This window comes from Lutibacter sp. Hel_I_33_5, assembly GCF_007827455.1.
Lineage (GTDB): Bacteria > Bacteroidota > Bacteroidia > Flavobacteriales > Flavobacteriaceae > Polaribacter.
This window is the reverse complement of the sequence record NZ_VISM01000001.1, coordinates 2452069-2470260: the sequence shown is the minus strand read 5'-3', so window position 1 is coordinate 2470260 and position 18192 is coordinate 2452069. Positions and strand designations below refer to the sequence as shown.

At 29.0% G+C, this 18192-nt stretch carries 15 protein-coding genes; 6 read left to right on the top strand and 9 right to left on the bottom strand.

Annotated elements, in window-relative coordinates; genetic code table 11:
• Window position 1 precedes the first annotated feature (1 nt).
• The 6 genes from OD91_RS13535 (at window position 2) to OD91_RS10830 (ending at window position 9974) form a co-directional block, all read left to right on the top strand.
• The gene (locus OD91_RS13535; protein ID WP_186434441.1) at window positions 2–1612 is read left to right on the top strand and encodes an amidohydrolase; all 1611 of its coding nucleotides are present in this window, start codon (window positions 2–4) and stop codon (window positions 1610–1612) included.
• A gap of 117 nt (window positions 1613–1729) precedes the next feature.
• Complete coding sequence (locus OD91_RS10850) at window positions 1730–3595, top strand: sensor histidine kinase (protein WP_144896407.1); 1866 nt, start codon at window positions 1730–1732, stop codon at window positions 3593–3595.
• 5 nt (window positions 3596–3600) lie between these two features.
• Window positions 3601–4350, top strand: coding sequence for a LytTR family DNA-binding domain-containing protein (locus OD91_RS10845; protein WP_144896406.1), 750 nt, complete (start codon window positions 3601–3603; stop codon window positions 4348–4350).
• 94 nt (window positions 4351–4444) lie between these two features.
• Window positions 4445–8134, top strand: a complete 3690-nt coding sequence (locus OD91_RS10840; RefSeq protein ID WP_144896405.1) for a T9SS type A sorting domain-containing protein — start codon at window positions 4445–4447, stop codon at window positions 8132–8134.
• 333 nt (window positions 8135–8467) lie between these two features.
• Window positions 8468–8938 carry an FKBP-type peptidyl-prolyl cis-trans isomerase gene (locus tag OD91_RS10835; protein ID WP_144896404.1) on the top strand — a complete coding sequence of 157 codons (471 nt, stop codon included), beginning with the start codon at window positions 8468–8470 and terminating at the stop codon, window positions 8936–8938.
• A 202-nt stretch (window positions 8939–9140) separates the two neighbouring features.
• Window positions 9141–9974: a T9SS type A sorting domain-containing protein gene (locus OD91_RS10830; protein WP_144896403.1), complete on the top strand. Its 834-nt coding sequence runs from the start codon at window positions 9141–9143 to the stop codon at window positions 9972–9974.
• Window positions 9975–10027: 53 nt separating this feature from the next.
• Here OD91_RS10830 and trpA read toward each other — a convergent pair whose 3' ends face one another.
• Genes trpA through OD91_RS10790 form a run of 9 tightly spaced genes read right to left on the bottom strand, consistent with a single transcriptional unit; the run spans window position 10028 to window position 17570 of the window.
• Window positions 10028–10795, bottom strand: a complete 768-nt coding sequence (gene trpA, locus OD91_RS10825) for a tryptophan synthase subunit alpha (RefSeq protein WP_144896402.1) — start codon at window positions 10793–10795, stop codon at window positions 10028–10030.
• 29 nt (window positions 10796–10824) lie between these two features.
• Window positions 10825–12003 (bottom strand): tryptophan synthase subunit beta, encoded by a 1179-nt coding sequence (trpB, locus tag OD91_RS10820; protein WP_144896401.1) that lies wholly within the window; start codon window positions 12001–12003, stop codon window positions 10825–10827.
• Window positions 11993–12682: a phosphoribosylanthranilate isomerase gene (locus OD91_RS10815; RefSeq protein WP_144896400.1), complete on the bottom strand. Its 690-nt coding sequence runs from the start codon at window positions 12680–12682 to the stop codon at window positions 11993–11995. The genes trpB and OD91_RS10815 overlap by 11 nt, the downstream gene beginning before the upstream one ends.
• A 2-nt stretch (window positions 12683–12684) precedes the next feature.
• The gene (trpC, locus tag OD91_RS10810) at window positions 12685–13473 is read right to left on the bottom strand and encodes an indole-3-glycerol phosphate synthase TrpC (RefSeq protein ID WP_144896399.1); all 789 of its coding nucleotides are present in this window, start codon (window positions 13471–13473) and stop codon (window positions 12685–12687) included.
• Between the two features lies 1 nt (window position 13474).
• The gene (locus OD91_RS13530; protein ID WP_186434440.1) at window positions 13475–13651 is read right to left on the bottom strand and encodes a hypothetical protein; all 177 of its coding nucleotides are present in this window, start codon (window positions 13649–13651) and stop codon (window positions 13475–13477) included.
• Between the two features lies 1 nt (window position 13652).
• Window positions 13653–14642 (bottom strand): anthranilate phosphoribosyltransferase, encoded by a 990-nt coding sequence (gene trpD, locus OD91_RS10805; protein ID WP_144896398.1) that lies wholly within the window; start codon window positions 14640–14642, stop codon window positions 13653–13655.
• A 17-nt stretch (window positions 14643–14659) separates the two neighbouring features.
• Window positions 14660–15244: an aminodeoxychorismate/anthranilate synthase component II gene (locus OD91_RS10800; protein WP_144896397.1), complete on the bottom strand. Its 585-nt coding sequence runs from the start codon at window positions 15242–15244 to the stop codon at window positions 14660–14662.
• 3 nt (window positions 15245–15247) lie between these two features.
• A complete protein-coding gene (locus OD91_RS10795; RefSeq protein ID WP_144896396.1) occupies window positions 15248–16177 on the bottom strand; it encodes a S41 family peptidase in 930 nt (309 codons plus the stop codon).
• Between the two features lies 1 nt (window position 16178).
• Window positions 16179–17570: an anthranilate synthase component I family protein gene (locus OD91_RS10790; RefSeq protein WP_144896395.1), complete on the bottom strand. Its 1392-nt coding sequence runs from the start codon at window positions 17568–17570 to the stop codon at window positions 16179–16181.
• Window positions 17571–18192: the final 622 nt, after the last annotated feature.

Genomic DNA, 18192 nt, shown 5'->3' with positions numbered 1-18192 from the left:
TATGAAAAGATTAATTTCTCTTTTTTGTTTTAGTATCCTTTTTACTTCTTGCAGTAAAAAACAAGCAGATAGCATTGTCATAAATTCTAACACCTATACGGTTAATGACAATTTTGAAAATGTTGAAGCTTTTGCGATTAAAGACGGTAAATTTATTGCAGTAGGCTCTAACGAGGAGATTCAAGAAAAATATGCTTCAAAAAACATTATTGATGCTAAAAGCCAAACTATTGTTCCAGGTTTAATTGATGCACATTGTCATTTTTATCGCTTAGGATTACAACAACAAAAAGTTGATGTTTCTGATACTAAGAGCTACGATGAAGTCTTAGAAAAACTAGTTACTTTTCAAAAAGAAAAAAATGTTTCTTTTATCACAGGACGAGGTTGGGATCAAAATGATTGGGAAGTTAAAAAGTTTCCGACCAAGGGAAAATTAGATAAACTATTCCCTACTATTCCAGTGGCAATAACAAGAATTGATGGACATGCATTGTTAGTTAATCAAGCTGCGTTAGATTTTGCTGGGATTACAAAAGCAATAAAAATTGAAGGTGGAGAATTTATTCAAGAAAACGGAGAACTTACTGGTGTTTTAATAGATAATGCCATGGATTATATCAAACCCCCTACTCCAACTAGAAAAGAACAAATTCAAGCATTAAAAACAGCAGAGAAAATTAATTTCTCTTACGGATTAACAACCGTAGATGATGCTGGTTTAGACAAACCAATTATTGAATTAATTGATAGTTTACATCAAACTGGAGATTTAAAAATTAAAATCTATGCCATGGTTTCAGCAACACAACCTAACTTAGATTATTACACTAAAAAAGGAATTATAAAAACGGATAGATTAAACGTGCGTTCTTTTAAAGTATATGGTGATGGCGCTTTAGGCTCTAGAGGAGCTGCATTAAAAAAATCATACTCCGATAGAGAAAATCATTTTGGAGCCTTAATATATTCACCAGAAAGATATCAAGAAATTGCAGAACAAATTGCGAATTCTGATTATCAAATGAATACGCATGCTATTGGAGATTCGACAAATTATTTACTATTAAAAACCTATCAGAAAGTATTAAAAAATAAAAAAGATAGACGTTGGAGGATAGAGCATGCTCAAATTGTTGATGAGAATGATTTCGATGGTTTTAAAAACATCATTCCTTCCATTCAACCAACACATGCAACATCAGATATGTATTGGGCTGGAGATAGAGTTGGCGAAAAAAGAATTAAAGGTGGATATGCCTATAAAAAATTACTAAACATTTACGGAAAAGTAGCTTTAGGAACAGATTATCCTGTTGAAAAAGTAAATCCTTATTTAACATTTTATGCAGCTACAGTTAGAAAAGACCTCAACAATTACCCAGAAGGTGGGTATCAAATGGAAAATGCATTATCGAGAGAAGAAACTTTAAAAGGAATGACCATTTGGGCTGCTTTTTCAAACTTTGAAGAAAATAAAAAAGGATCTATTGAAGTTGGAAAATCTGCAGATTTCGTGATTTTAAATCAGAATATCATGAAAGTTAAAGGAAAAGAGATTCCTGAAACTAAAGCATTAAAAACTTTTGTAAATGGTGAACAGGTAAATTAATCAAATTCTCTTAAAAGTTAAACATTACACTTTAGAAGTTTGTTTTAACATTTCAGAAATTTTATATTATTATTAATTCATTTTCATCTATTTTCACACTTGCACTATTAAGCTTTTATGAAATTTAAACTAACCTCCATTCTTTTTTTATTAAATATACTTATTAGTTTTTCTCAGAATATCTGTAGTGATAATTTTGATCTTAAAAAGTTTAACAATCAAGAAATTAATAAAAATAATGCACTAGGAATTTTAGATTTAGGTCTATATTATAACAATAAAAACTACAACGAAAGTTTATCCAATATAGAAAATGTTTTAATTTTTTCTGAAAAAAATAATTTCATAGAAGGAATTGCAAGAGCTTTTGTAGCCTACTCAAGTTATTATTATACAAAAGGAGATTTTTCAGCGTCTATGAATTATTGCTTAAAAGCAATAAAGTTATTAGATATTACTAAGGACACTGAAGCATTAATTGAAGTAAAAAATAACATTGCTAAGATAGAAAGAGAAAATGATAATTTTGAAAAAGGTATTGAGATTTGTTTAAATCTAATCTCTGAATTAGAGAAAGAACCAAATTCAATACAACTTGCTAGGATACATCTTAATGCAGCAAATATTTACATGAATATTAAAGGCAATAAGTTTAATAACGCATTAATTCACTTAAATAAAGCCAATACTATTTTTAAAAAGAAAGATTGTGAAAGTGGTATTGCAATGACACAAATTAAATATAGTCGATTTTATAAAATATTATATTTAAGAGAAAAAAAAATAGAAAATTTAAAAGTATCAAGAACTTATGCTGACAAGGCAAATAATACATTTAAAAACAAAAAGCAAATAAATAATATTGCCTATGCAAATTATACTTTAGGGACATTATATTCTATAGAAGGAAATCATAAAGCATCTATTCCATTTTACACAAAAGGGCTAGTAAAATTCAAAGAAATAGAGAACTTATCTTATCAAATGAGGATTAATCAACATTTATTTGTTGCTTATTCTATCTTAAATCAACAAGGAAATGCTTTAAAATCTAACAAGAAATTCATTTCAATTAAAGATTCTATTTTTAATATAGAAAAAAGAAAATTCTTAGCGGATTCTCAAACAAAGTTTGAAACTGAAAAAATTAAAAACCAAAAAGAAATAGCAGAATTAGAAAGCAAAAAAAACAGAAACTTATTTATAGGTTCCATTGTAATTGCTTGTTTACTATTAATTGCTTCATTATTTTATTTTGGTCGCTTAAAAGCTAAGAAAAAAACAGAGTTAATAGCTTTAGAACTAAAAGAAATTCAAAAAAGATTAGCGCTAGAAAAACAATATAAAGATTCAGAATTAAAAGCACTAAAAGCTCAGATGAATCCACATTTTATATTTAATGCTTTAAATTCTATTCAAGATTATATTGTTCTAAATCAAAAAAACTTAGCTAGCGATTATTTAGGGAAATTTGCAGACTTAATTCGAAATTATCTTCATTTTAGTGATTTAGGATTTATCTCTATTCCTGATGAAATACACAATCTTAATTTATACTTAGAATTAGAAAAACTACGTTTTGAAGAACAACTGCAATATTCTTTTAAAATTGATGATAATGCAAATTCTGAAACAATAAAAATACCAACAATGCTAATTCAACCTTATGTAGAAAATGCATTAAAACATGGTTTGTTACACATAAAAGAAGAACGAAAGTTAAGTATATCTATAAGTAAAGAGTCTAATAAAATTATAGAGTGTATTATAGAAGATAATGGTGTTGGAAGGGAAAAATCAAAAGAATTAAATGCGAAAAAAGAATTACATCATAAATCTTTTGCATCCAATGCTACATCACAACGATTAGATTTATTAAACTTTGGCAAAGAAAAAAAAATAGGTGTAGAAATCATAGATTTAAAAGACGATAGTAAAGCTTTAGGAACAAAAGTTATTTTAAAAATACCTGTTATAAAATAATATACATGAAGGCATTAATTATAGATGACGAGAAAAAAGCAAGGCAAGTTCTAAGAATTTTAATTGAAGAAAACTGCCCAAAGATTACAGAAATTTTTGAAGCAGAAAATTTACTTAATGGAGTAGATTTAATTAAAAATGAAACACCAAGTATTGTTTTTTTAGATATAGAAATGCCAGAACATTCTGGTTTAGAAATCCTAAATTATATTGAAAAAGAAGTTTATAATTTCGAAATTATTTTTACAACTGCTTATAGTGAATATGCAATAAAAGCTTTTCAGCTATCTGCTATAGATTATTTATTAAAACCCGTAAGACCAAATCAAGTTAAAGAAGCTGTTGATAAAGCAGTGGCCTTTTTAGGAAACTCGCAAATAAATAAAAGATTAACAGAACTAAAAGAAAGTCTTCAAGATTCTAATTTCAAAAAAATAGGATTACCAAATGCAGATGGAATAAAATTTGTTAATTTTAATGATATAATTTCTTTAGAAGCAGATGGAATGTATGCAAAAGTATCTACAAAAAATGATGGTACTATTTTAGTCAGCAAACCTTTAAAGTTTTTTGTAGATCTATTACAAAATATAAATATATTTTATAAACCTCATCGATCATATCTTATAAATTTATCTTACATAAAAGAATATATTAAAAAAGATGGCGGGTACATTTTAATGGAAAATGATAAAGTAGTATCAATATCTAAAGATAAAAAAGAAGAATTTTTAACCATTGTACAAAACATCTAAGGAGTTTAGAAACTCATATCTACATTTCAGAAATTTGCCTCTAATTTAAATAAATATTAGGGGCAATTTTGTTTTCATAAAAAATCAAGAAAATATGAAATCAAAATTATTTTATTTACTTTTTCTAATCTCAAGTTTGAGTTTTGGACAGAATTGGACACAAGTAGGAAGTGCTAAGTTTACAAATTTTGCAAAGGATGCGGCAATGGCTTTTCATCCAACAACGGGAAATCCTTATGTTATTTACGCAAATGTTTTAGACGCCAACAAACCTTATGTTGTTAAGTTTGATGGCACAAACTGGGTGGCAGTTGGTACAGGAGCTATTATAGCAAATGAAGCAGTATTAATTAACATTGCCTTTAACCCATCTACAAATGAACCTAATGTTGCTTTTAAAAATAAAACAACAAATAGAATTGATATTTATAAATTTGATGGTACAAATTGGGTTGCTATTAAAACAAGTTTAAACGGAAGTGATGCCATTAGAGAAATTGCGCCTTTAAGTATTCAATACGATACGAATAATAATATTTATGTTTTTGGACATCAAAATGTCTCAAATAACACCGCTAATCATCTATTAAGAAGGTTTTATGATGTAGGTGTTGTAAATGGAGGCGGAACTTCTTCTTGGAGCTATGATCAAGTTTATAGCATTAAAGCTATGGCAACTTATCCAACAGCATATAATAAATATGTAGTTAATAATACGATAAATCACACTGCAGTTGTACAACGTGCAGATGTGTATCAACACATTTTTAATACTGGTAATAATGATTATCATAAAAACATAGATCCAGCAAGGTTAATAAAAATGACCTCAGTTTCTGGAGGAAATTATTGGGCAGGGCAAAATGAAGCTGTTGGAAACGCTGGAGCTAAAAGAATAATTTTTGGATATAAAGACCAAACAACTCCACAACCTCTTAATACAACTAATAATACTAGTGATATTTTAAGTTTAGCAGAAGACAAAACTCAAAACAGAGCATATTTAATGTATTCTGATTCTAGTGATAAGTTACAATTTCAGAAATACAGTTCTTCTTTCTGGTCTACATTACCCGATTTAAATATAACCACTAATACGGCTGATTTTTTTAGCGGAATAAAATTTAATTCTACAGATAATCACCTTTACTTATTCTTTTTAGATGGAGGTAAAGTTTCTATAAAAAAATATCAACCAACGCCTTCAATAGCTAAATATTATGTTAATGCAAATGTGTCTGGAGGAAATAATTCTGGAGATTCTTGGGCAAATGCAAAATCTGATTTAAAAGATGTTTTTAATGAAATTGGAAATAATACTTCAGAAATTTGGATTGCTAAAGGAACTTATAAACCAGGTACTGGAAGATCGGATGCTTTTAATTTAAGTGTAAATAATCTTAAAATTTACGGTGGTTTTGCTGGAACAGAAACAACAATTTCTGAACGTAAAATAAATGACAATCCAACAATTCTATCGGGAGATTTGAATGGAGATGATACAGGCGTAGATTTTTCTGCAATGGGCAGAACTGAAAATAGTTATCATATTGTAAAATTAAACGCAAATGATATTATTATTGATGGAATTCAAATAAATGATGGACACGCTAATGGTACTTCTACCAATGCTTATGGATCTGCAATTTTAGTTGCTGATACTGCTAATTCGCTAACTCTTAAAAACTGTTCTTTTAAGAACAATGTTGGATTAACAGGAGGAGCAATAAGAGCCTATTTTGATATAAATGCGAGTATTAATATTCAAAACAGTGTTTTTAACAATAACCTTAGTAGGTATGGTTCTGTGGGATATTTTTTAACGAATAAGAATAGAACAGTTACTTATAATATTACAAACTGTTTATTTACTAATAATACTTCAAAAGATAAAAGCGGAACAGAAAAAGGATATACAGCAAGTGCTTTATGGATAAGGGCGAACGCTTCTGGATCTAACGTAACTTCAAACATAACAAACTGTACGTTTGCAAATAATACTGATATTGGAACACAAGCCAGTACAGAAAGAGGAGTTCTAAGTTTAGCTAAAAATACTGGAGGTAGTAGCACACACAATGCAAACATTTCTAATAGCATCTTTTATAACAATAAAGGAGCAAGCAATGTTGTAACAAAGGCAATCAATAAAGGTCATGTTTCATTACCAAATACAACACTTGTAAACAACTCAATTGATGAGGATAACTTTTCAAATTTAGCTTTTTTAACAAATACTAGTAATTCAGATCCATTACTAGCATCAGATTTTAAATTACAAGCTACTTCTCCTGCTGTTGATACTGGTGATAATAGTAAAATTCCGAGTGGGGTTACTTTAGATTTAGCTGGAAATTCAAGAATCTACAATACAACTGTAGATATGGGAGCTTTTGAATATGATCCTGCACAAAATAATAGAACTTTAACAATTACTGCGACCAATGGTAATATAACAACAAACCCAAATCCTACAAATGGAATTTATACAGACGGTACAAGTGTTACACTAACAGCAACCCCAGATACTGGATATCAATTTAATGGTTGGTCTGGAGATGCAACTGGAACCACCAATCCATTAACTATTACAATGGATGCTGATAAAAACATTACTGCAATGTTTATTAAAACACAGCGTACATTAACTATTGTAGAAACAAACGGAACTATAACTGTAAATCCAACTCCTACAACAATAACTGGAAATAGTGGAACTTTTGATGACGGAACTGTAGTGACTCTAACTCCTGTTCCAGATTCAGGATATGAGTTTTCACATTGGACAGGAGATTTTGCAGGAACTGGTAATACAAACACAACAAATCCATTAACTATTACGATGGATGCTGATAAAAATGTTACTGCAGTTTTTGCTAAAATCCAACATTCATTAACTTTAACAGCAACAAATGGTAGTGTAGCTACAAATCCAAACCCTACAAATGGAACGTATGATTACGGAACTGCAATTACTTTAACTCCTACACCAAATGCAGGTTATCAATTTGATGGGTGGTCTGGTGATGCATCTGGAACAACAGATCCATTAACAATTACAATGGATGCTGACAAAAATATTACAGCTATGTTTAGTAGGATTCAATACATTCTAACATTGACTTCCTCAAATGGAACTATCGTTACAAATCCAAATCCAACAAACGGAAAATATGATGAAGGAACCTCTGTTACATTAACAGCAACTCCAGATACTGGATATGAATTTAAGAATTGGGCGGGTCATGCTTCTGGGACGACAAATCAATTTACAATTGTTATGAATGGACATAAAATAGTTACTGCCACTTTTGTAAAAATACAACGTACATTAACAATTACCGCAACAAATGGAACCGTCTCAATAAATCCTATACTTAAAGGAAAATCTACTTATGATGATGGAGAATCTTTAACCTTAACAGCAACTCCTAATACAGGGTATCAATTTGTTAATTGGTCTGGAGATGCATCTGGAACTACAAATCCATTATCAATAACAATGGATGCAGATAAAAACATTACTGCAATATTTAGTTCAACTGCAAGTATAGATGAAGAGAAAGGAATTGAATATTTTATATATCCAAATCCAGCTAAAAACACCTTAAACATAAGGAGTAATTCTAAAGTTGAAAAGGTTTCTATCTATAACTTACTTGGTAAAAAAGTAATAGAAACAACAAAACTTAAAATCAATTTAGAGAGAATTAATTCAGGAATCTATTTATTAAAAATGAAAACTGAAAAAGGGATTATCACTAAAAAAATAATTAAGGAATAATTCCATAAAAGAAAAAGTTAGTTTAAAGAAGTCAGGATAATATTTATTCTGGCTTCTTTTTTTTCATAAAATGACGCAACCTTTTTTACAAACTGGTATCTAATAATAAATGTCACTAATGAAACTCATAAAACGCTATAGACTCGAACTTGCTTTAACTACCATGTATTTATTTATTTCTGGATTTATTTATTTACTTTTCTTTTAGTAAAAAATTAATTCTAGTTAAATAATTCTTCTTTTAAAATTATAAATTTTAATGATTTAACTTTTTTGGAAAAAAAATATTAAAACTTTCCACTTATATTTGCCTCCAAATTAAAATCATTCTTAATGAAATCAATTATATCTATAGTATTTGTAACACTTCTATTTGTTTCATGTTCTTCAACTGAAACTATTGAAGAAGAAGTAATTGATTATGATTCTCTTAATGAAATAGAAATTCAAGATTATATTTCTAAAAACAATTTAACTCCTAAAAAAAGTAGCACTGGGTTATATTATATAATTATCGATAAAGGCACAGGGAAAACCCCAACTCTTTCTTCTAATGTAACTGTTTATTATAAGGGATACACAACTGATGGAATTGTTTTTGAAGAAAGCCCAGATATTGGTGTTAATTATGATTTAAATAGACTAATTCCTGGTTTTTCTGAAGGAATAACATATCTTCAAGAAGGTGGTTCTGCGAAACTAATTATTCCTTCTAAAATTGGATATTCAGGAAAATTATCCTCTTTTAATCCATTAGGGGGTAAAGTAATTATATTTGACATTAAATTGATTAGTGTAAACTAAAATATTATTTACTTTTCATTATACCTAAACTCACAATAGGCATTATTTTATTACTAATAATTTTCATGAAAAATCATTTAACTTACTGGCATTTAATCAATTTTTAAGATTTAAATATAATTTAATATATTTGGTAAACCAAATTGGCACACCAGTTTGGTTTACCAAATATATTAAATTAAAATAAAAAAATATCGAAAAAATGATTACTTTAAAATTTTTAAAACAAACAAAAAACTATTTAGGAACATTAGTTTTTTTACTAGCATTTAATGGGTTTTCTCAAGAAGTACCTGTAACTTCAACTAATACAGAAATTACTACTGGAATTACTGTAGAATTTGCATTTGATGAAGAAAAATCTGATACAAAAAATAATGTAAAAGAAAGAATTACAGATAATGACCCAGATACTGATTGGGCTGGTAATTTAGGAAATGCAACAGGAGAAGCATCAATTATTATTAATCTTGGTGCCGCTTATAACTTAGCTGAATTTCAATACCTAACTGTTGCTAAAAGTGATCCTTATGCTTTTCAATTTTTAGTATCTACTACAGGAAAAGAAGCTGCAGATTTTACAGATGTTTTCAATGGAGCTAAACAACAAAGTAATTTAGATGGAACTTATAAGCAATTTATATTACCAAGTGTACAAACTGGGGTTACATATGTAAAATTAATTTGTTTTGGAAGAATAAATGCTACAACAGAAGCTAACACAAGTGCTTGGAATACAATTAGTGAAATAAAATTCTATAAAGAAGCATCTACAGCTTCTACAATAAGTAATGAATTGAGCAAAGCTTCTATGTATCCAATACCTGCAAACCAACATTTAAATTTAAAAAACATAAATGAAAGAGTCAATAAGATTGAAATTTTCAACGTTTTAGGTAAAATGCTTATCTCAAGGAAAATAGAAAATTCAAATCAAACTTTTGACACTTCAAAATTAGCTAATGGAATGTACTTAGTTAAGTTTTCTGATAAATATAATGTTAGTGCATCAAAAATGATACTTATACAACATTAATCGCAATTTGAAAGTATTAAAAAAGGCGAAACTTTTTAGTTTCGCCTTTTTATTTAAGTTATAATTGACTTAATAAAACCATCAATTTTATCAACTCCATTTTTCTCTAACGCTTTTATAAAAGCAGAACCAATAATGGCACCATTCATATAATTACAAGCAGTTGTAAAAGTTTTGTTATCAGAAATACCAAAACCAACAACCAAATTACTTTGAAGATTCATTGATTTTATTCTTTCAAAATAAGCTATTTGCTGATTGGAAATTTCTCCCTTTGCACCTGTAATTGAAGCAGAAGCAACAACATAAATAAAAGCATCCGAATAAGAATCTATTTTTCTAATTCGTTCTTCGGATGTATGAGGTGTAATTAAAAAGACATTTGTTATTCCATATTTTTTAAATAACTCTTGATAATGATTTTCGTACTCAATCATTGGTAAATCTGGTAAAATAACGGTGTCGACTCCACAAGATACACAAGCTTCACAGAACTTTTCTTCACCATATTTTATCACCTGATTCAAATACCCCATAATCACTAACGGAGTTTTATTTGTCTCTTTTATAGATTTTAACTGATCAAAAATCAAGTCTAAATTTATTCCGTTTTTTAATGCAACCTGGCTACTATCTTGTATCGTTGGGCCATCTGCTAATGGATCTGAATAAGGCAAACCAACTTCAATAAAATCTACACCGCTTTCAGATAAATTCTGAATTACTTTTGTAGTATCATTTAATTTTGGAAATCCAGAAGTAAAATAAATTGAAAGTATTCCTTCCTTTTTTTGATTGAATATATTTTTGATTGAATTCATTTCTAAAGCTTTTGGCTTTTAGCTAATGGCTAATCGCTTAAATGTTTAATATACGTTTCTAAATCTTTGTCTCCTCTACCCGATAAATTAACAATAACAACTTGATCTTTTCTTAAATTCATCTTAGGTAAAACAGCCAATGCATGGGCGCTTTCTAATGCAGGAATAATTCCTTCAATTTTAGTTAATTCATAAGCAGCATCTAATGCTTCTTTATCAGTCGCATTCATAAATTCAGCTCGTTTACTTTCAAATAAATAGGCATGTAAAGGGCCAACTCCAGGATAATCCAATCCTGCAGAAATTGAATATGGTTCAACTATTTGACCATAATCATCTTGCATTAAAATAGTTTTACTTCCATGGATTACACCAACTTCTCCTAATTGAGAAGTAGCAGCACTTTCTCCGGAATGAACTCCTAAACCTGCAGCTTCAACAGCAATTAACTCAACTTTATCATCCTCTAAATAATGATAAAAAGCACCAGCCGCATTAGAACCACCACCAACACAAGCAATTACCGTGTCCGGATTTTCTTTACCAGTTTGTTCTTTTAATTGCCATTTCATTTCTTCAGAAATAATAGCTTGTAAACGCGCTACCATATCTGGATAAGGATGTGGCCCAACTACAGAACCAATTAAATAATAGGTTTCAGGATTCTGAATCCAGTAACGAATTGCTTCATTAGTAGCATCTTTTAACGTTTTACTTCCGCTTGTGGCAGCAACAACTTTTGCTCCTAACATTTTCATTCTAGCAACATTGGGCGCTTGACGTTTAATATCAATCTCCCCCATAAAAACAGTACATTCTAATCCCATTAAAGCGCAAACAGTTGCAGTTGCAACTCCATGTTGTCCCGCTCCAGTTTCAGCAATAATTTTAGTTTTACCTAATTTTTTTGCTATAAGAATTTGACCAACCGTATTGTTTACTTTATGCGCTCCTGTATGATTTAAATCTTCTCTTTTTAGGTAAATAGTAACACCATATTTTTCTGATAATCGTTTTGCTAAATACAATGGTGTTGGACGACCAACATAATCCTTCAACAACGATTTATACTCTTTTTGAAACTCAGAAGATTCGATAATTTGAATATAATTATCTTCTAATTCTTTCACATTAGGATATAATAACTCAGGGATAAATGCGCCTCCAAACTGTCCGTAATACCCTTCTTTTGTAGGTTTAAATTTCATTTTTAAACTTCTTTATATTTTCTATAGATTTTAATCCTGGTTTAATTTCAAATTGACTATTAACATCAACTGCATAAATTGGTAACTCAGTATTTAAAATCTCTTTTACTTCTTTTAATTGTTCTAAACCGATTCCTCCGCTTAAAAAAAATGGTTTTTTGGATGGATAATTTTTTAATACTTCCCAATTAAAAACAACACCATTCCCTCCTCTTTCTTTTCCTTTAGTATCAAACAAAAAGAAATCAACTACATCTTCATAAGGTTTTAAAACATCAAAATTAAATTCATCTTTAATACCAAATACTTTTATAATTTCAATTGGTGATTTAGAAATAAAATGTTGATTTTTTTTCTTTCTTATCTGCTTATTTTCTTCAATAAACAAGGCTCTTCTTTCTGCTAATTGATTTCTTAATTTATTAATATATTCTACAGATTCATCCCCATGTAACTGAATTGCCTCTAACTGATATTCTTCAACCATAGAAATTAAAATCTCTATATATTCATTAACAAAAACACCTGTTTTCTTAATTGATTTTGGGAATTCAGGAATGATTCCTTCAAAATTACGTTTCGATTTATCATAGAAAATAAAACCCAAATACTCAGGTTGCAACTCAGCAACTTGTTGGATATTTTCTAGATATTTCATTCCACAAACTTTCAGCTTCATAATTATCGAATTTGACTGATAAATTCTTGACAAGCTTCACCTGGATTATCGGTTTTCATGAAATTTTCTCCGATTAAAAAACCATGAAATCCAAACTCTTTTAAACCTGTAATAATTTTTGGGTCAGAAATTCCACTTTCAGAAACTTTAACACAAGTATCAGGAATTTGATTCGCTAAAGCGATTGAATGCTCTAAATCTACCTTAAAGGTTTTTAGATTTCTATTATTAATTCCGATGATTTTCCCATCCAAATCATTAATCTTATCTAAATCTTCTTTGGTATGTACTTCATACAAAACTTCCATTCCAAGATCAGTTGCAAGTTGTCCGTAATTTTTTAATTCCTGAGCAGTTAAACAGGTTGCTATCAATAGAATTACATCAGCTCCAATTGCTTTTGCTTCAACAATTTGAAATCCATCCACAACAAAATCTTTCCGTAAAATTGGTTTTTGTTGATTAATAATTCTCGCTTCCATTAAATCTGCCATCGTACCTCCAAAAAATGAAGTATCTGTTAAAATGGATTGAGCTGCAACATTAGCATCCAAATATCCATTTGTTACATCAGTAATTGTAGCCTTGTCATTAATAATTCCTTTTGATGGCGATTGACGTTTAAACTCTGCAATAATTCCTGTAGAACCAACTTCTAACAACGACTTTTTTAACGACAAAGGTGTTCTTTTAAACTTTGGACTTTCTACCAATTTTTTAACAGGAACTTCTGTTTTTATTTTTGTTATTTCCTTCTTTTTGAAGGCTATTATTTTATCGAGTATTGTCATATTATGACTTCGTTTTATTTATTCTTTTATTTCTATTTGTTAAGAAAAAGTAAACTATTATTCCAACTATTAACCCAATTATTGAATGTTTTAAAATATTCTGAGTTTGAATACCCAAAGCTGTCCCCATTAATAAAAATGCAGGGATAATAGATATTAAATCACTTTTTTTCTTCATTTTAAATATTTACTAGTTTTTCTAAAGTCCTTTTTGCTTTTAATCCAAATAACGAATCTTTAGCTTCTTCATATGCATTTTCAAAACTCTTTGTTTCATCAACTATTTGTAATGCAAAAGCTGTATTTGTTAATACTACAGAATTTTGTGCATCAGTTCCATTTCCATCAATAATAGTTTTGAAAATCCTTGCTGCATCAGCTACAGAATTACCTCCAAAAATATCTGATTGTTGCAACCTTTTTTGCCCTAAATCTTCCGGATTAATTAATTGCTCTCCATTTTTGGTAAACAATTTAAATCCCCCAGTTAGGGAAATTTCATCATAACCATCTAAAGCATGCACAATTCCGTAATTAGAATTTTCTTCTTGCAAAATATAATTATACAAACGTGCAACTTCCAAGTTAAATGTTCCTAATAATTGATTTTGAGGTGAACTCGGATTTACCAATGGTCCTAACATATTAAAAAACGTTTTTAATTTTAGCGCTTTCCTTGTTTGCCCAACTGCTTTCATAGCTGGATGAAATTTTGGTGCATGCAAAAAACAAATATTAGCTTTTTCTAAATGACTTTTTAAAATTGATTCATCATTAGTAAATTCATAACCAAAACTTTCTAACATATCTGAAGAACCTGATTGCGAAGACACAGAATAATTACCATGTTTTGCAACTTTCTGGCCAGTTCCTGCAACTATAAAAGAAGTTAAAGTTGATATATTAAACGTGTCTTTTCCATCACCACCAGTACCAACAATATCAATGGTATTATAGTCTGAAAAATCTACTTTTATCGCTAATTCTTTTAACGCATTTCTAAACCCTGAAAGTTCATCAACTGTAATTGGGCGCATCATAAACACCGTTAAAAAAGACGACAAATGCGCATCGTTATATTTTTCTGCGGCAATATCTATCAAGATTTGTTTTGCTTCAGATTTTGATAACCTTTTATGTTGATATAATTTATTTAGTATTTCTTTCATTCTATTGGCTTTTCGCTTTAAGCTCTTGGTTTACAGCTTTGAATAAAATTTGTAACAATCTGCTCACCAACTTCCGTTAAAATAGATTCTGGGTGAAACTGCACTGCACTTATTTGATATTCTTTATGTTCAATTGCTTGAATTCCCCCATCTTCATCTCTTGCAGTTACTTTAATTTGCTCAGGAAAACCTTCATCTGAAGCTAACCAAGAATGATAACGTGCTGCTAAGAACGTTTCATGAATATCTTTAAAAATAACACTTGATGGATCTATGACCCTCATTTCGGTTGCAACTCCATGAAAAACTTCTTCTAGGTTAATGATTTTACCTCCAAAAACTTCTGTGATGGCTTGTAAACCAAGACATACTCCAAAAATTGGTTTTCTACCAGCATACGTCTTAATAACTTCCTTTAATATTCCAGCTTCATCCGGAATTCCTGGTCCTGGAGACAGCATAATTAAATCGTAGTTATTTATGGCGTCAATACTGATTTCATCATTTCTAAAAACTGCAGGAAAATTGCCAGTAATTTTCTCTACCATATGAACCAAGTTATAGGTAAAAGAATCGTAATTATCTAAAATTAATATTTTCATTTTTTATTTATTAGTGTTGGTATTTAACAACCATTCTATAGCTTCTTTTTTCGGTTGGTATGTTATAGCATCTGGTTCAACTTTACCTCCGTATATTTTTTTATTTCTATCTACAAAAATACTTGTTGTTAAAACCATTTTTGTGCCATCGCTTAACACAAAGACATCATTTCCTGTAGAAATTCCATAAGTTGATTGACCAAAAAACTTTGTGTTTTTCATTCCTTTAAAAGCAATCGCAATTGCTTCACCAGAACTACCAGTCTCTCCATCAATTAAAACAGCAATTTTATGAATATCCGATTTTAAAGAATACGAATCTTCTATTTCTAACATTTTTTCATCTCCTACAAAAACACTGTTACTTTTATAACTCCAAGGCAATAATTTATCGTTTGTCATTTTAAAAAACCCTGAAACATCAGTACCTAAAATTGGAGCTAAACCTAAATACATAGGAAACATATTTCCTCCTGTATTTCCTCTTAAATCAATAATATAGTTATTTAAATCATAACTATCTAACCATTTTATTTCATCTTGAATATCATTTGCAAACTGATTTACTTGTCTATCATTTCCTAAAAATTGTGGTATTTTTATGTAACCTATTTTATCAGAAATTGTATCTGAATAAACTCTTGGAATTGGGTTTCTATCATTAAAAATTTTAGCTTGAACATCTTTAGTTAATAAAAAACTATGATTATCTCCTAAACCATATAAGGCTTTGCTAATTAAAGCATGTAACTCTGTCAAGTCATCTTCTTTCTTAATCTCTTCTAACAAGTTGCTTTTAAAAGAATTCCAATTTATTGAATCTTTTCTAATCGAATTGTTTTCAATTATTTCTATAGCTTCTTCAACATATTTCTTGTTTTTATTACAAGAAACTAGAAATATCAACAAACATAAAAATAGAATGTTTTTCATTTTATATATTTTCTGCTAAAGTCAACGCTTTTTTCAACGCTGCCAACTTATTATTTACTTCTTGTAATTCTTTTTCTTCATCAGAATGAATTACAATTCCTGCTCCAGCTTGATAATACAACACATTACTTTTACTCACAAAAGAACGAATTGCAATTGCTAAATTAACAGAACCATCTAAACCAATAATTCCTACTGCTCCGCCATAAAATCCTCGAGACTGATTTTCGTATTTATTAATGAGCTCCATCGCTTTATATTTTGGCGCGCCGCTTAAGGTTCCTGCAGGAAAAGTATCGCCAACAATTTCTATTGGTTTTCCTTTAATTTTTCCTTCTATGGTAGAAACTAAATGAATAACATGACTAAAATATTGCACTTCTTTAAAAACCTCTACAGTTACATTATCAGCATGTTTACTTAAATCGTTACGCGCTAAATCTACCAACATTACATGCTCAGCAGTTTCCTTTTTATCTTCAGAAAGTTTTTTACCAAGTTTAATATCCTCAGCCATATCACCAGTTCTTCTAAACGTACCAGCAATTGGATTGATGGTTGCTTTTCCTGCAGATATTTTTATCTGTGCTTCAGGTGATGATCCCATCAATTTAAAAGAACCATAATCAAAATAAAATAAATAGGGTGACGGATTTATAGAACGCAAAGCTCGATAAACATTGAATTCATCTCCTTTAAATTTTTGTTGAAACTGACGTGATAAAACCAACTGAAAAACATCTCCTCTTTTACAATGAGATTTTGCTTTTCTTACATATTCTTTAAAATCTTCGTTTGTACAATTTGAAGTTTCATCATCTACAATATCAAATGTGTTGGTGTTAAAAACTTGAGATTCTATAATCGTTTCTACTTCAGAAATTCTTGATTCGGTACCTTCTTCTATATTTTCTATCAAGGTCATTTCATCATTAAAATGATTGATAGCAATAATAAATCGATAAAAACTATACTGCATTTCTGGAATTGCAGAAGGTGCATCAGGATTATTTAACTGAACAGTTTCGAAATATTTAACGGAATCATAGGTTGTATAACCATATAAGCCATTAAATGATTTTAGTTCATCATCACAATCTAAATCTATCGTCTTAGAAAAATCAGTAAATAAATCGAAAAAACTTCTATCTATTGTATTTTTAGACAACTCTACTCCTTTATGTGTAACCGTAAACTGATTTTTATCAGCCTTCATTGAAACTACAGGCTCAATACATATAAAAGAAAAACTTTCTTCTTTACTATGATAATCTGAACTTTCTAGTAAAAGTGAATTCGCATATTTATCTCTAAAACGCAAATACAAACCTACTGGTGTTACAGTATCCGATATCCGTTTTTTACTTGTTGTCTTAAATTGTAATTTTTTCATTTTATGTTTTGCTTCAAAAAAAGCGTATTATAAAAAAAGGCTTATCGTGAGATAAGCCTTTTCTTTATTTTTTACATATAGGATCTATTCTCACTTATTGATTAAGAGAGTTCCACCACCATATGTTTATTTGTTTCATCATTGAATGGCAAATGTAGAGACCTAAATCTATTTGAACAAATATTCTTATATTTTTTTTTAACTATATAATAGATTGTAATATGATTAGAGTAAAATAAGTAAAGAATTAATTTTTTATTATAATTATAAATAATTTAGTTTCAATATATAACTATAATTAATATTTAACTTTATTTTAATAACTAATAATTAGTTATTTGCATAGAAATACAAACTTTTGTATAACTATTTGAATTGATTACTACACCAATAATTTTTGATCAGATTATTGGTGTATTTTTAAATAATAAAAAGATTAAATATTTTAAAAAAATAAATTGTGAGCAAAACAATTCTATATATATTTGCCACCAATTTTTAAACAAAAATGAAACATAATAACAACAATAATAATTTCAATAATCCTAATTGTTAGGACTGGAAGGTTGTTGTTTAAACATATATAAATAAAGCCTTCCAAATTTGGAAGGCTTTTTTATTA

Bases quoted from the DNA above. Each gene is read 5' to 3' on its own strand.
- OD91_RS13535 (WP_186434441.1), top strand. From the start codon at position 2: ATGAAAAGATTAATTTCTCTTTTTTGTTTTAGTATCCTTTTTACTTCT.
- trpA (WP_144896402.1), bottom strand. From the start codon at position 10,795: ATGAATTCAATCAAAAATATATTCAATCAAAAAAAGGAAGGAATACTT.
- OD91_RS10815 (WP_144896400.1), bottom strand. From the start codon at position 12,682: ATGAAGCTGAAAGTTTGTGGAATGAAATATCTAGAAAATATCCAACAA.
- OD91_RS10790 (WP_144896395.1), bottom strand. From the start codon at position 17,570: ATGAAAAAATTACAATTTAAGACAACAAGTAAAAAACGGATATCGGAT.
- OD91_RS10845 (WP_144896406.1), top strand. From the start codon at position 3,601: ATGAAGGCATTAATTATAGATGACGAGAAAAAAGCAAGGCAAGTTCTA.
- OD91_RS10835 (WP_144896404.1), top strand. From the start codon at position 8,468: ATGAAATCAATTATATCTATAGTATTTGTAACACTTCTATTTGTTTCA.
- OD91_RS10795 (WP_144896396.1), bottom strand. From the start codon at position 16,177: ATGAAAAACATTCTATTTTTATGTTTGTTGATATTTCTAGTTTCTTGT.
- OD91_RS10850 (WP_144896407.1), top strand. From the start codon at position 1,730: ATGAAATTTAAACTAACCTCCATTCTTTTTTTATTAAATATACTTATT.
- OD91_RS10840 (WP_144896405.1), top strand. From the start codon at position 4,445: ATGAAATCAAAATTATTTTATTTACTTTTTCTAATCTCAAGTTTGAGT.
- trpD (WP_144896398.1), bottom strand. From the start codon at position 14,642: ATGAAAGAAATACTAAATAAATTATATCAACATAAAAGGTTATCAAAA.
- OD91_RS13530 (WP_186434440.1), bottom strand. From the start codon at position 13,651: ATGAAGAAAAAAAGTGATTTAATATCTATTATCCCTGCATTTTTATTA.
- trpC (WP_144896399.1), bottom strand. From the start codon at position 13,473: ATGACAATACTCGATAAAATAATAGCCTTCAAAAAGAAGGAAATAACA.
- trpB (WP_144896401.1), bottom strand. From the start codon at position 12,003: ATGAAATTTAAACCTACAAAAGAAGGGTATTACGGACAGTTTGGAGGC.
- OD91_RS10830 (WP_144896403.1), top strand. From the start codon at position 9,141: ATGATTACTTTAAAATTTTTAAAACAAACAAAAAACTATTTAGGAACA.
- OD91_RS10800 (WP_144896397.1), bottom strand. From the start codon at position 15,244: ATGAAAATATTAATTTTAGATAATTACGATTCTTTTACCTATAACTTG.